This window comes from Azospirillum sp. TSH20, from assembly GCF_003115935.1.
Lineage (GTDB): Bacteria > Pseudomonadota > Alphaproteobacteria > Azospirillales > Azospirillaceae > Azospirillum.
On record NZ_LGQU01000001.1, the window covers coordinates 123,926 to 138,806 of the forward strand.

5 protein-coding genes are annotated in these 14,881 nt (G+C 72.0%); 2 read left to right on the forward strand and 3 right to left on the reverse strand.

Going from position 1 to position 14,881, the window contains the following annotated elements:
* Window positions 1-11: 11 nt before the first annotated feature.
* From TSH20_RS00615 to TSH20_RS00625, 3 genes are read right to left on the reverse strand one after another with little or no spacing between them, the layout of a single operon-like run.
* A complete protein-coding gene (locus TSH20_RS00615; protein ID WP_109072887.1) occupies window positions 12-2,963 on the reverse strand; it encodes an amino acid adenylation domain-containing protein in 2,952 nt (983 codons plus the stop codon).
* On the reverse strand, window positions 2,963-11,755 hold the full coding sequence (locus TSH20_RS00620) for a non-ribosomal peptide synthetase (RefSeq protein ID WP_109072888.1): 8,793 nt from the start codon (window positions 11,753-11,755) through the stop codon (window positions 2,963-2,965). Before TSH20_RS00620 ends, TSH20_RS00615 begins: the two co-directional genes overlap by 1 nt.
* A gap of 10 nt (window positions 11,756-11,765) precedes the next feature.
* The gene (locus TSH20_RS00625) at window positions 11,766-12,797 is read right to left on the reverse strand and encodes a TauD/TfdA family dioxygenase (RefSeq protein WP_109072889.1); all 1,032 of its coding nucleotides are present in this window, start codon (window positions 12,795-12,797) and stop codon (window positions 11,766-11,768) included.
* Between the two features lie 351 nt (window positions 12,798-13,148).
* Between TSH20_RS00625 and TSH20_RS00630 the strand changes: the two genes are divergently transcribed.
* Together TSH20_RS00630 and TSH20_RS00635 are read left to right on the forward strand one after the other, a co-directional pair.
* Window positions 13,149-13,358: an MbtH family NRPS accessory protein gene (locus TSH20_RS00630; RefSeq protein ID WP_109072890.1), complete on the forward strand. Its 210-nt coding sequence runs from the start codon at window positions 13,149-13,151 to the stop codon at window positions 13,356-13,358.
* Between the two features lie 44 nt (window positions 13,359-13,402).
* Window positions 13,403-14,851, forward strand: coding sequence for a diaminobutyrate--2-oxoglutarate transaminase (locus TSH20_RS00635; protein WP_109072891.1), 1,449 nt, complete (start codon window positions 13,403-13,405; stop codon window positions 14,849-14,851).
* Window positions 14,852-14,881: the final 30 nt, after the last annotated feature.

A 14,881-nucleotide genomic window follows, 5' to 3' on the forward strand; every position in this document is an offset into this window, starting at 1 on the left:
GGGGGGAACCGTCAGGCGGCGGCCCGGTCGAGCTGTCCCGGTTCGGTTTCTCCCGCGCGGAGCGCATGGGCGAGACCGGCGGGGGTCGGGTGGTCGAAGACGATGCCCGGCGGCACCTCCACGCCCAGCCGCTTGCGCAGGCGCGACACCAGCTTGATCACCAGCAGCGAATGACCGCCGAGGTCGAACAGGTTTTCGGCCATGCCGACCCGGTCGCGCTCCAGCAGGCCGGCGAACAGCCCGGCGATGAGCGTTTCCAGCGGTGCCGCTGCCTCGTCCATCCCGGCGGTGGAGCGCGCCGTCTCCGGCAGGGCGACCCGGTCGATCTTGCCGTTGCCGAGCCGCGGCAGACGGTCGAGTGGCAGCAACTCCGCCGGGACCATGGCGTCCGGCAGTCGGCGGCGCAGTTCCTCCCGCAGGGCGGCCGGGTCGAGGACGGACCCGGCGGACGGAATGGCGTAGCCGATCAGCCGTCCTTCGCCCCAGACCTTCACCGCCGCCTGGGCGACGCCGGGCAGGGAGAGGATGGCGGCCTCGATCTCCGCCGGTTGGACGCGGAAGCCGCGGACCTTGAGCTGATCGTCGGCGCGGCCGACCAGTTGGAGACCGCCGTCCGGCAGCAGCCGGGCAAGGTCGCCGGTGCGGTACAGCCGCTCTCCGTCGCGTTCCGGATCGGCGCGGAAGGCGGGATCGTCCGGGCGGCCGAGATAGCCGCGGGCGACCTGGGGACCGCCGATGACGAGTTCGCCGACGGCGCCGATCGGCACCGGCCGTCCCGCCGGGTCGAGCAGCAGCACCCGGCTTCCCGCCAGCACGCGGTCGAGCGGCAGCCGCTCCGGCAGCGGGTCTGCCGGCGGCAGCGCGTGGACCATCACGCCGACGGTCGTCTCGGTCGGGCCGTAATGGTTGAAGATGCGGCAGCGGGGGGCCGCGGCGCGGATGGCCTGCAGAAGCGGCCGGCCGGTGGACTCCCCGCCGAGAATGAGCGTGCCGGGAAGCACCGGAGCCGGCGTGTCGATCAGGGCCGCCAGATGGGACGGCACGATCTTCACGCAATCGATGGCCTCGTCGGCGATGAAGCGGGCGAAGGCGGCGCCGTCGGTCATGGTCGCCTCGTCAGCCACCACGAGGCATCCGGCGGCGGCCAGCACCCCGAACAGCGTGGTGTTGCCGAGATCGGCGGCGACGGTGGAGGTCAGGGCGAAGCGGCGGCAAGTGCCGAGGTCGAGCGCCGCGCCTGTCGCCGCCACATAGGATGCGAGCTGCCCCTGCCCGATCACCACGCCCTTCGGCGTGCCGGTGGAGCCGGAGGTGAACAGCACATAGGCGGCATCCAGCGGGGTGGCGACGGGCAACGCGGCGACGGGCGCCGGCTGCGCCAGGAGGGCGGCCAAATCGGCGGACTCCAGCACCCGGCAGGGGGCTGCTGCTGCGATCACCGCGGTCCGTCGCGCCTCGGGCCAGTCCGGATCGACCGGAACATAGGCACCGCCGGCCCGCATCACCGCGTGCAGGGCGATGACCAGTTCGGCGGAGCGGGGCAGGACCAACGCCACGCGCTGCCCCGGTCCGACCCCGTCGCGGTGCAGATGGCGGGCCAGACGCCCGACCACTTCGTCGAGTTCGCCATAGCTCCACCGGCGCGCGCCGTCCTGCAGCGCCGGGGCGTCGGGCCGGCTGGCGGCGAGGTTGGACAGCAGGGCGGGGATGGTCGGCGCGGCGGCGGGTTCGGGGCCGGCGAGAGCGGCATGGCAGCGGAGGTCCCGCTCCGCCAGCAGCGGCAGGTCGGCGACACGGCTGGTGCGATGGCCGGGAAGGGCAGCCAGGGCGGCGAGATACTGGTCGGCCAGCGCGTCGACGGCGGCGGATGCGATGCGGGCAAGGTCGGCGTGCAGGGTGATGCCCAGCGGCAGGCCGCCGGCCATCGTCACCGCCAGGGTGAGGGTGCCGACCGGTCGCGGCGCGGGCCAGCCGCGTGGCTTCCAGCGCAGGCTGCCGGTAGCGATGGCTTCCGGGGCTTCCGTCAGGGTGAAGGCCACTGCGTCGGGCGACAGGATGCCGTCGGGGCGCTGTTCCTGCGCGTCGCGGTGAGCGTCCATCATCGACGCGACACGGGCGAGCAGCCCGTCGACAGTCTCGTCGCCGGGCAGGCTCAATGCCAGCGGGAGCGTGTCCTCGAAAGCACCGATGCCGTCGGCGAGCATGTCGTAGTCGCGGCGCGGGTCGTTGACCCACAGGCCGCGGAACGCCTCCTCGCCGGTGATGCGCGCGATCAGCAGCCACCACGCGGCCTGCAGCACGGCATCGACCGGCTGCCCGAGGCTGGCGAGCCCGGCGGCGGTCTGCGGCGGGATGCTGCGGGTGGCGGTGCCGGCTCCCGGAATGACCGGAGCCGGGCCGGGGAGCTGTGGGTCGATCAAGGATTCCAGCCCCAGGCCGGCCCAATAGGCGCGTCCGTGAGCCGCATCGTCCGAAGCGTCCAACTCCTCCCGCCATGCGGTGAAGCGGGCAAGGCCGATTCCGGCGGCGGGCGTCCTGCCGGCATGGAGGTCGGCGATGGCGGCGACGAGCCGGACCAGTCCGCCGCGATCGCAGACCGGTGGCGAGACGGCCAGCGTCAGGGTGGCGCTTTCAGCCCCCTGCCGCGACAGCTGCGCGCGGAAGACCCGGCCGGTGGCGGGGTCGAGCGGCGTGGCCGTCTCGGCGTCGGTCTCCGTCCAGGCGACAGCAGGCACGGCGCCGACGACCTGCCGCGGGGTCCGGAAGCCCGGCACCGGCACCAGTGTCGTGCGCAGCGCGTCGAAGGTCGCGGCGGCCTGCTCCACCGACCGGCGCAGCCCATCGGCGTCGAGCGGGCCGTCCAGATCGATGACCACCTCCAGCGGCGAGCCGTCGGGAGCGCCGTTGGCGATGGCGTCGAGGATGTCGCGCTGGCGCGGCGTCAGGGCGGTCGACTCGTCCATCACAGAACCTCCATGGTGCGGGCGTCCGGGATGCCGCTTTCCACGGCCCCGCGTTCGACGATGGCGCCCATGGCCACCACGACGCGGCGTGGCCCTTCGAACGGGTCGCGGGCGTGGGCGGTCAGCATGTTGTCCACCATCACCACGTCGCCGCGCAGCCACTGGAAGCGCACCGCGCACGCCTCGTACGCCTCGCCGATCAGGGCCATGGTCTCGTCCGGAATCGTCTCGCCGTCGCCGAACAGGACGTTGCGGGGGAAACGCTCGATGCCCGCCATCTCCAGCAGGTCGGCCCGCACCTCCGGTTCCAGGCAGGCGGGGTGGTGGAGCTGCATCTGGTTGAAGAAGCTGCGCTCGCCGCTCAGCGGATGGCGGATCACCGCAGGGCAGCGGGTCCGGGTCTGCGGCGTGTCGGGATCGAGCCAGCGCAGCTCGATCCCACCGGCGGAGCAGTGGGCTTCCACCGCCGCGCGGTCATCGGTCTTGAAGAAGTCGCGCCAATCGACATCGAGGCGCGGCGTGAAGGTGCGGACATAGAGCAGCCCGCGCGTCTCCAGCATCGCCACCAGATCGGCCGGCAGGAGCGTCAGCATCCGGCGGCAGTCGACGATGGGGGTGCAGCCGCCGACCGGCGCCACCTGCTCGGCGAAGAACCACTGCTTGCGTGGCCAGCGGTCCAGATGGCTGCTTTCATTGTGATAGAGGATCATCTGCCGTTCGGGGTACGGCGTGGAACGGTAGGTGTTTCGCCCACCCTCCTTCTTCGGCAGGTCGCCGTAGGAACCGAACAGGCCAGACGGTTCCATCGCCTCGGCGAAGCATTCGAAGGCTTGCGGGTCGGGCAGGGCGAAGCCGCGGAACAGGATGGCACCGTGGCGCAGCAGCAGATCATCGATCAGCCCGCGGTTGCTCTCAGCCCAGGTGACCGGGTCGAGATCGGGCGCCGCCGGCTCCAGCATGATCAGAAAGTCCGAACCCGGCGTCAGGACCGAGCGACGGACGGGATCGGCGGCTTGCAACCGGGCCGGCCGGCAGGGAGCCGTCGGCCCGCCGAGGCGGGAGAGCTTGGCGCTGGTGCGCCGGGTCTGGTCCATGGGTGGGAATTCCTGACCGGCAGAAGGGGCGTGGGAGGGGGGAAGGACGGGCTGGGACGGGTCGGTGACCGCGCGTTCCAGCAGCGTGACCCAGGCGTCGTGGAACCGGCGCACGGTCGCGGGATCGAACAGGGAGCTGGCGAACACCCAGTCGGCGGCCAGGGCAGGAGCACCGGTGTTGCCGCCGCCGGCCACCGGCTCCAGGAACAGGGCCATGTCGAACTTCGACTGGCGTTCCGCTGGCGGGGCTTCGGCGATGACGAGGTCCGGCAGTTCCAGCGGCCCGTCGGGCACGTTCTGCAGCACGAACAGGACCTGGACCAGCGGGTTGCGCCCGCGGTCGCGCGGCACCCCGACCGCTTCGACGATGCGGTCGAAGGGCAGGGCGTCATGCTCGAAGGCGTCGAGGGCCGTCTGCCGGGTGCGGTCGAGCAGCGCGTCGAAGCTGACCCCCGGCTCCAGGCGGGAGCGCAACGGCACGACATTGACGAAGAAGCCGATCAGCCCTTCCAGGGCGCGATCCGGCCGGCCGGCGGTGTCGGTGCCGACCAGGAGGTCGCCGGCACCCGATTCCCGATGCAGCATGGCATTGAAGGCGGCGAGCAACGCCATGAAGGGCGTGGCGCCGCGGCGGCGCGCCCAATCCTCCACGCGGGCCAACAGGTCCGGATCCAGGCGCAGGGGCAGGGAGTCGCCGCGCGTGGAGGCGATGGCCGGGCGTGGCCGGTCGGTCGGCAGGGCAAGCGCGGTCGGTGCCCCGGTAAGCCGGTCGCGCCAGAAGGCGGTTTCACGCGCCAGCCGCTCGCCCGACAACAGGCTGCGTTGCCAGACCGCGTAATCGGCATATTGCACCGGCAGCGGCGGCCAGTCGGGAGCCCCGCCGGCCCGTGCCGCGCGGTAGGCGGTGGCGAGATCACGGCACAGGACGCCGACCGACCAGCCATCGGCGATCATGTGGTGCATGGCGAACAGCAGCCGGTGGCGGTGCTTGTCCATCCGCAGGAGACGGGCGCGCAACAGAGGGCCGGCCGCGAGATCGAAGGGGGTGCGCGCATGCTCCTCCTCCCGCGCCCGGGCGCAGGACTCCCGTTCTTCCGGCGGCAATCCGGACAGGTCCTCCAGCGGCAGCGGTATCAACAGGGCGGTGGCGACGACGGCGGCAGGCTCCTCGTCGCGCTCCGGATAGGCGGTGCGCAGGATCTCGTGGCGGGCGACGACGGCGTTGAGGGCCGTTTCCAGCGCCGCGGCGTCGAGGTCGCCGGAAAGGTCCAGCCGGGCCGCCATCAGATAGGCTGTGCCGCCGCCCGACAGCCGGTCGACCAGCCACAGGCGCTGCTGGGCAGGGGACAGCGGCATCACCTCCCGCCGCTCCACCGGACGCAGCGGCGGGGTGTCGTCGGTACCTGCGCCGGCCAAGGCGTCGAGCTGGGCGGCGAGGGCGCGGAGTTCCGATGCCTCGAACACCGTGCGCAGGGGCAGGCCGGGCCAGCCGTCCCGGCGCAGCCGGGCGATCAGGCGGGCGGCGAGCAGGGAATGGCCGCCGAGGGCGAAGAAGTCGGCGTTGCGGCCGACGGCGCTTCCCGGCAGCAGCTCCTGCCAAAGCTGCGCAAGACGGCGTTCGGTTTCGGTGACCGGTTGCTCGTCCGCTGTGGAGGAAGATGCGGCCTCGGCATCGGGCAACGCCTTGCGGTCGAGCTTGCCGTTGGCGTTGCGTGGCCAAGCAGACATCCGGATCCAGCGTGTCGGTACCATGTAGGGCGGCAGCGTTTCCGCGGCATGGGCGGCGAGGGGTTCGGCAAGGACCTCGGCATGGGGCTCTGCCGGTTCCCACCATGCGGTCAGGTGGTCGGCGCGGATCTGGACGACGGCACGGCGGACGGCCGGATGGCGTTCCAGCGTGGCCTCGACCTCGCCGGCCTCGACGCGGAAGCCGCGCAGCTTCATCTGGAAGTCGCTGCGCCCGACCCAGTCGATGACGCCCTGCGCCGACCAGCGGCCGAGATCGCCGGTGCGGTAGAGCCGGCCGCCCCTCGCGCCGTCCGGGTCGGGGACGAAGGACAGGGCGGTCCGGCGCGGGTCGCCCAGATAGCCGCGGCCGACCCCGAGGCCGCCAACCGCGATTTCGCCGACCGTTCCGATCGGGACCGCGGCGAGGTCGCCGTCGACGATGCGCAGCTCCGCACCGGCGGTCGGGCGGCCGATTGGAATGGTGGAGCCGGGGGGCGGTGCCGCATACAGCGGATGGAAGGCGACATCGTCGGCGCATTCGGCCGGGCCGTAGGCGTTCATCAGCGGGATGGCGGGATAGGCGTCGAACCACGCCCCGGCATCGGCGGCGGACAGCGCCTCTCCCGTCGGCAGGACCCAGCGCAGCGCCGGCAGCGGCCGTGGGCGTCCGTCGGCATCGCGCGCTTCCGCCAGGGTACGCATCAGCGACGGCACCGGCTCGAACAGGGTGACGCCCGCCTGTCCCAGCTGGTCGAGCAGGGCGTCGGGATCGCGCACCACACTGTCCGGGATGATCTCCACCACCGCACCCAGGAGGGGAGCGGTCAGGGTCTGCCAGACCGAGATGTCGAAGCAGGAGGGGGCGGTCTGGGCGATGACGTCCTGTTCCCTGAGCTGCAGCGGATCGACCTTCGCCAGCATGTTGTTCAGCATGCCGTCGCGGGTGACCATCGCCCCCTTTGGCGTCCCAGTGGAGCCGGAGGTGAACAGCACATAGGCGCGCTGGTCGCCGCGGGGTGGCACCACCGGCAGGCGGCCCTGCCCGGCGCGGGCCAGCAGATCGGCGGTGGTGAGGGCGGGCAGGTCGCAAGGAACCGTCTCGTCACGGATCAGCAGCGGATGACCGGCCTGCTCCATCACCTGAGCCCAGCGGGCCGGCGGATGGGCGGGATCGAGCGGCAGCCACGCACCCCCGGCCCGCAGCACCGCCACCATCAGGCACAGCAGCTCAAGGCCGCGGGGGACGAGCAGGGCCACCAGCTCGTCGGGGCGGAGGCCCACCGCATCGAGGCCGCAGGCCAGCCGTTCCGACCGCTGCCAAAGCTCGCCATAACTCAGGCTGGCGCCTTCGCACCGGGCGGCGATGCGGTCGGGATGGGCCTCGACGCGGGCGGCGACCCGCTCCACCCAGTCCGGCGACAGGCGGGAGGAGGCCGGGCCGTTGGCCCATTCGCGTAAGCTCCGCGCCTCGGCCTCGCTCATCCGTGGCAGCGACGCCAACGGGGTTCCGGCACCACGGGTCAGCGACAGCAGGGCGGCGCGGAAGCCGTCGGCGATCCGGGCGAGGATGGCGGCGTCGATCCGGCGGCCATCGGCGTCGATGACGACCGCGAGCCGGTCGCCGGGGAACACCTCCACCGTCAGGGCGTAGTGCGTGCGCTCCACATTGTCGCGCTGGCGCAGGTCGAGCGCACCGACGCGGCGCCGCCGCCCCTCCAGCATCGGCAGATTCTGGAAGACCAGCAGCGTGTCGAACAGCGGCCCGACGCCGGCCTGGGCCTGGATGTCGGCAAGCGCGCTGTGCTCATGCTCGCGCATCGCGGCATTGTCGGCCTGGATGCCGCGCAGGTAATCGCCGAGGCGGCGTTGGCCGGGCGCGCGCACCCGCAGGGGCAGCGTGTTGATGAAGACGCCCAGCATGTGCTCCGCCCCGTCCAGCTCGGCCGGCCGGCCGGAGGAGGTGACGCCGAACAGCACGTCGTCGCGCCCCGACCGGGCGGCCAGCACGAGGCCCCAGGCGCCCTGCACCAGCGTGTTCAGGGTGACGCCCAGCCCACGCGCCGTGGCGGTCAGACGGGTGGTTTCCGCCACCTCCAGCAGCAGGGAGTGGCTGAACGGAACCGCGCTGCCGGTCTCGGGCGCCGGTGCCAGCATCGGCAGCGGCGTGGCGCCCTCCACGCCGGCGAGGAAGGTCCGCCAGAAGCCGGCGGCGGTGCGGTCGTCCCGGCGCTGGAGCCATGCGATGTGGTCGCGGAACGGGCGACGGGCGGGGAGAGCCGGAGACTCCTCCGCCAGCCGGGCGCGGTAGCGTTCAAGCACCTCGTCCAGCAGCAGGATCGAACACCAGCCGTCGACCACCAGATGATGGCGGCTCCACAGCAGCCACCAGCGGCCGTTGCCGCAGCGGATCAGCGCAAGCCGCATCAGTGGAGCCCGGTCCAGCGCGAAGCCGCGCGCCCGGTCCTCCGCCAGGAAGGCGGCAAGGGCCGCCTCGCGGCCGTCGTCGGCCAGGTCGCTCCAGTCGCGGCGGGCGACGGGCAGCGTGGCCGTGCGCTCCACCAACTGCAGCGGACGGTCCACCCCGTCCCAGCGGAAGGCGGTCCGCAGGATGGCGTTGGCGGCGACGGCATCCTGCCAGGAGGCGGTGAAGGCGTCGGCGTCGAAGGGGCCATCCGCCTCGATCACCAACTGGTTGACGTAGGCGCCGCCGGCCGGGTCGATCAGGCCGTGGAACAGCAGGCCCTGCTGCAGCGACGACAGCGGATAGGCGTCCTCCAGCCCCGGACGCTCGGCGCGCAGCGCTGCCACCGCGTCAGCGTCGAGGCCGCAGAGGGCGAAGGGGGTGGGCTCCACCGGGACGGGCTTGCTCTCGGCCGGCGCCTGCGGCCGTGAGATGGCGGCGGTGATTGCGACGGCAATGGCCGCGATGGTGCGCTTCTGGAAGAACAGTTTCGGTTTCAGCACAAGACCCTGCGGCCGGGCCTTGGCGATGACCTGGAGCGCCAGAATCGAATCGCCGCCGATGGCGAAGAAGTCCTCCTCGATCCCGACCGACGGGCGTCCCAGCACCTCCGCCCAGGTGGCGGCGAGCGTCTCCTCGGCCTCCGTCAGGGTGCGGCCGGCCGAGGGGGCAGGCGGGGCAGCGGATTCATCGTCCGGCAGCGACTTGCGGTCGATCTTGCCGTTCGGCAGGCGGGGCAGCGTGGGCAGGGCATGCAGCGCAGACGGCACCATCGCGTCCGGAAGGGCGGCGGCCATGGCGGTTCGCAGGGCGTCTCCGTCCAGCGTCGCCGGGGCGACGAAGGCCGTCAGGCGCAAGCCGGACCCGCCGCCAGAGGTCACCGGACGGGCGAGGACCGCCGCCTCAGCCACGCCGGGCTGGCGGCGCAGCCAGGATTCGACCTCGCCCAGTTCGACGCGGAAACCGCGGATTTTCACCTGATCGTCGGCGCGGCCAAGGAACTCCACGAGGCCGGCGGGGGTGAGGCGCACGCGGTCGCCGGTGCGGTACAGCCGGCCACCGCTGCGCCAGGGGTCGGGCACGAAGCGCTCGGCGGTCAGTGCCGGCCGACCGAGATAGCCGGCGGCGATGCCACTGCCGCCGATGGCGAGTTCGCCGACGACGCCAAGCGGTGCCGGGTCGCCGTGGCGGTCGAGCACCGCGGCATGAACGCCGGCCAGCGGAGCGCCGATGGGAACTGGAACGCTCGGGTCTTGCGGGGTGGGGGCGGTCAGGCAGCCGACGGTGGTCTCGGTCGGTCCATAATGGTTCAGCACCCGGCAGCCGGGGGCGAGCGCACGCAGGCGGACGACGAAGCCGCCCTCCAGCGCCTCGCCGCCGAGGACGAGGCAGCGGCGCGGCAACAGCCGGGCCGGATCGGCCACCGCCATCAGCGCGGCGAGATGCGAGGGCACGATCTTCAGCGCGTCGACCGGCCGTTCGGCGAAATGGCGGGCCAGCGCGTCGGGGTCGTCGGCCAGCGCCGGCGCGATCACCCGCAAAGTACGCCCGCCGAGCAGCGCCCCGAACCACGCGGTATAGCCGAGGTCGGCGGTCACCGACGCCAGCGTGGCCAGCGTGGCTTCGTCCGGCAACTCCATCGCCGCCAGCACGCCTTGGGCATAGTGGGCGAGGTTGCCCTGGGTGACCACCACCCCCTTGGGCGTGCCGGTGGAGCCGGAGGTGTAGATCAGGTAGGCCGGCAGGTCGGGGCTGGCCGGGACATCAGTGGGGGCTGAGCCGCCCGACCGGCCGTCGAACTCCAGCCACGCCGCCCCGTCGAGCCAGCCCGGTGCCGCGCCGTGGCCGATGACGGCGCGCGCGCCGCTGTCCGTCGCCAGGAAGGCAAGGCGCGCGTCGGGCAGCGCCGGGTCCAGGCAGAGGTAGGCCGCTCCCGCCTTCCACGCCGCGATCATGCCGACGGCCAGCGCCGCGCCGCGCGGCAGCCACAGTCCGACGCGGTCACCCGGCCGCACCCCGGCGTCGGCGAGCCGCACCGACAGCCGGCCGGCCGCAGCGTCGAGGTCGGCGTATGTCAGGGTTTCGTCGCCGTCCTCCACGGCCGCGCGGCGGGGATGACGGGCGACAGCGGCCTCGAACAGGGCAAGGGCCGAGGTCGGCGCGCCGGCGGCGGGTCCCCGGCGCAGCGAACGGTCGGCGTCGTCCGCGACCGCCTCCAGCGCGGCGATGGGAGCGTCGGGATTGACGAGCGCGCGGTCGAGCAGGGCGAGGAAGCCGCGCCGCATGCGGGCCGAGGTTTCCGGTGTGAACACCGCCGGATCGGCGCGCCATTGGCCGGTCAGCCGTTCGCCGTCGTCGATCCAGCGCAGGTTCAATTCGTTGGCGGCGCCACGCTGCTGGGCGAACAGTTCCCGCCGGACGGCGCGGTTGACGGCGGCGCGCTCGCCCACCGGGACATAGGTGGTCATATGGCGGAACAGCGGCCCGTTGCCGCCGGCCAGCGCGGTGATGCGGGCGAGCGGCAGGCGGCGGTGGCGCAGCAGCGCCTTCAGCGTTCGCTGTGCGGTGCGCGCGAGGTCGGCGACGGAGGGGTTGCCGGACAGGTCGGCGGGCCAGGGCAGGGCGTTCAGCGTGTAGCCGATCATCGCGCGGTCGGCGGCGCCCTGCCGTCCGGACACCGGCGTTCCGATCATAAATCGGTCCTGGCCGCTCCAGCGATGCAGGAAGATCTGGAAGACCGCGGTCAGCAGCGGGAAGACGCCGACGCCTGCCCGGTCGGCCGCCGCGCGCACGCGCGCCGTCATGGCGGCATCGAGCCGTAGGTTGGCCTCATTCGGTGGGCCCGGACGATCGATGCGGTCAGCCGGCAGTTCAGGCGGCGGTGCCGCATCCGTCATGCGGTCGCGCCAGAAGGCCTCCAGCCGTGCGGCCTCGGGACCGGATTGCAGCGCTCGCTGCCGTTCCAGCCAGTCGAAGTAGCGGCCTCCAGCCGTGGAGCCGGCTGCGGACGGTGCCTCATAGGCGGTGAAGGCCTGTTCGCACAGGATCTCGAAGGACAGGTAATCGCCGGCGATGTGGTGCAGGACGACCAGCAGGTGCACCAGCCCGTCCGGTTCGGCCAGCAGCCGCACGCGGCAGGCGACGGCGCGGTCGAGCGGCAGCGGCAGGTCGGCCTCGCGCTCGAGCCAGCGCAGCCGGTCGGCGTCGCTCATCGCCTCGGTGGCGTGGACGGTGACATCGGGGACGAATCCGGGACCCCGTTCCATGACGAGGCGGCCATTGGCGTCCTCCCGGTAGTGGCTCGATAGCGCCTCGTGCCCGGCGATGACCCGGGCGAAGGCGGCGGCCAGCCGCTGCGGGTCGATGCCGGGCGCCAGCTCCACCGCGTAGGTCATGTTGTAGGCCGGATCCTCCGGCGCCAGGCGCCAGGCGGTCCACAGGGCGCGCTGTTCCTCGCCGGCAGGAATGGCACCGGAAGTTGGGGCGGGTGCGGTCGTGATGCTGTCCATGGCCGGGTCCTCAGGCGGCGGGAAGGTCGGGGGAGCGCACCGGGTCGGCCATGGCGACCACGACCTTGCGCCTGCCGGTGAAGGGCTCCCGCCCATGGGCCGCCAGCATGTTGTCGAGCATCATCACGTCCCCGTCCTGCCAGGGGAAACTGAGGGTGCAGTCGCCCAGCACCGCGCGGATATGGTCCAGCGCCTCGTCCTCGATGGGCGTGCCATCGCCGTAGAAGACATGGCGGGGAAGTTCGGACTCGTCCTCCACCACCGCCAGCAGGCTGTCGCGCACCGCGGGCGGCAGGTTGGAGACGTGGAACAGGTGGGCCTGATTGAACCAGACCTCCTCGCCGGTCACGGGATGCCGGGCCACCGCCTGACAGATCTGCCGGGTGCGCAGCTCGCCGTCCTCGGTCCACTCCCAGGCGATGGCGTTGGCGCGGCAGAAACGCTCGACTTCTGCCGGATCGGCGGTGTTGAAGGCGCGCTGCCAGGGCAGGTCGAGGCCGTTCCCGTAATTGCGCACATACATCAGGCGCTTTGCGGCGAAGCGGGCGCGGATCGCCGGATCGATGCGCCGGGCGACCAGCCGGCTGTCGGCGATCGGCGTCGCCCCGCCGGTGGCGGCGGCGGTCACGCAGTGGAACCAGATCGTCTGCGGCCACTGCAGGGTATAGGCCTGCTCGTTGTGCAGCGGGATCGACTGGTGGGCCGGATATTCGGTGGAGGTGTAGACGCCCTTGTCCACCGCGGAGCGCGGGGTGGAGCCGAAATCATAGTCGAGCAGCGGCCGGCCGAAGCTCTCGGCGAAGGCGCGGAAGGGGGCGTCGCCATGCAGCCCGAAGCCGCGGAACAGCAGTCCGCCGGCAACGGGCAGCCGATCGCGCACCACCGCGTGGATGTCCGGCAGCAAATTCCGCCACCCCCCGTCGTCCAGCGCGCCGTCCTTCGGCGTCACCAGCAGCGGCAGGTCGGCGCCGGGAAGCAGCGGCTGCACGGCCAGAGTTTCGGGGTTTGCGGCCGGGCTCGGATCGAAAATGCGCTGGTCCATGGGGTGATCGGTCCGTCCAATTGCGGGCTGGTCTGCAGAAACGTCTTTACTGCGAATAAGAATCGTTCGCATAGTTGGGCAGAGCGTTGCTCCTGCCGGCAGGTGGGGCAGCAATCGCAGCGGGTTCTGGGCCGTGCTTGGAACGGCTTCGGCGCAGGGGTTGGATAAACAACACATATCTTGCGGGTAATCCCGCCGAGCCCTGCAGCCGGGACGAACGTTAGCGTACTACAAATCGACTTGCAAACGAGAATCATTCGCATTATGCAAGAAGGCATGACGCGATCTTCCGAACGCGCATTCTCCGAACACGATCATCTCTTCCGCGCCCTGACCTGAAGGAGCTTCGGCATGAGCTGGGATAGCCCGGACACGCGATTTCACGTCGTGGTGAATGACGAGGAACAGTACTCGATCTGGCCCGACCACAAGCCGGTTCCCGCCGGTTGGCGCACGATCGGCGTCAGCGGCTCCAAGGAGGACTGCCTCGCCCACATCGAGCGGGTGTGGACCGACATGCGTCCGCTCAGCCTGCGCCGCGCCCTGGGCGATGCGGCCTGACCGGCCGTGCCCGATCCCGTATTCCCGATGAGGGAGATGTGCCCATGACCGCGACCATCACGGCGCCAACCATCGCAGCGCCATTGGGCCTGGACGGTTTCCATGCCCAGCCGGCGATCCGCCTCGGCGACGATCCGATGCTTCGCCGTCAGGAGGCGCGTGAATCGAACGCGCGCTCCTATCCGCGGCGCATCCCGCTGGTGCTGACCGAAGGCCGCGGCATCTATCTGCGCGACAGTGCCGGTCAGCTGTTCATCGACTGCCTCGCCGGTGCCGGGACGCTGGCGCTGGGGCACAACCACCCGGACATCGTGGCGGCGCTGCGCGCGACGCTGGACACCGGGCTGCCGCTGCACACGCTGGACCTGACCACCCCGGTCAAGGACCGGTTCGTTGAGGATCTGTTCGCGGCTTTGCCGCCAACCTTCGCCCGTGATGCCCGGATCCAGTTCTGTGGTCCCACCGGCGCGGACGGGATCGAGGCGGCGATGAAGCTGGCCCGCACCGCCACCGGGCGGCGCACCATCGTCGGCTTTTCCGGCGGCTACCACGGCATGACCCATGGCACGCTGGCAATCATGGGCAATCTGGGGCCGAAGCGGCCGTTGGGCGGCGGAACCGGCGACGCTCACATGCTGCCCTATCCCTACGACTACCGCTGCCCGTTCGGGCTTGGTGGCGAGGCCGGGGTGGATGCCGGCCTGTCGATGATCGAGCAACTGCTGAGCGATCCGGAATCGGGCGTCGTGACGCCGGCGGCCGTGGTGGTGGAGGTGGTGCAGGGTGAAGGCGGCGTGGTGCCGGCGCCGGTGCGCTGGCTGCAGGGGCTTCGGCGGCTGACCCGTGCCCATGGCGTCCCGCTGGTCATCGACGAGGTGCAGACCGGGCTGGGCCGCACCGGCAGGCTGTTCGCCTTCGAACATGCCGGGATCGAGCCCGACATCCTGGTGCTGTCCAAGGCGATCGGCGGCAGCCTGCCGCTGTCGGTGGTGGTCTACGATGCCGGCCTCGACTGCTGGGCGCCGGGCGCCCATGCCGGCACCTTCCGCGGCAACCAGCTGGCGATGGCGGCGGGGTCGGCGACCCTGTACCGGATCCGTACCGACCGCCTGGACGAGCATGCCGCCGCCATGGGCGCACGGCTGACCGGCCATCTGCGAGCAATCCAGGCCGACCATCCCTGCCTGGGCGATGTGCGGGGACCGGGCCTGATGATCGGTGTCGAGATCGTGGACGAGCGCCGGCCGCCCCTGCGGCTGGGCGCCCGGCCGGCCGATGGCGAGCTTGCCCGGTCGCTGCAGCGCCGCTGCCTGGAGCAGGGCTTGATCCTGGAGCTGGGCGGGCGCCATAGCGCGGTGGTGCGGTTCCTGCCGCCGCTGATCGTCAGCGCCGCAGAGATCGATGAGATCGCCGACCGCTTCCGGACCGCCCTGCGGGTCGCACTGGCCGACCGGGCGGCGGGCGCGACCTCCACCAGCCTCGCGGCGGAATAGGCGGGCCGATAGATGCAAGTAACTCTTAGT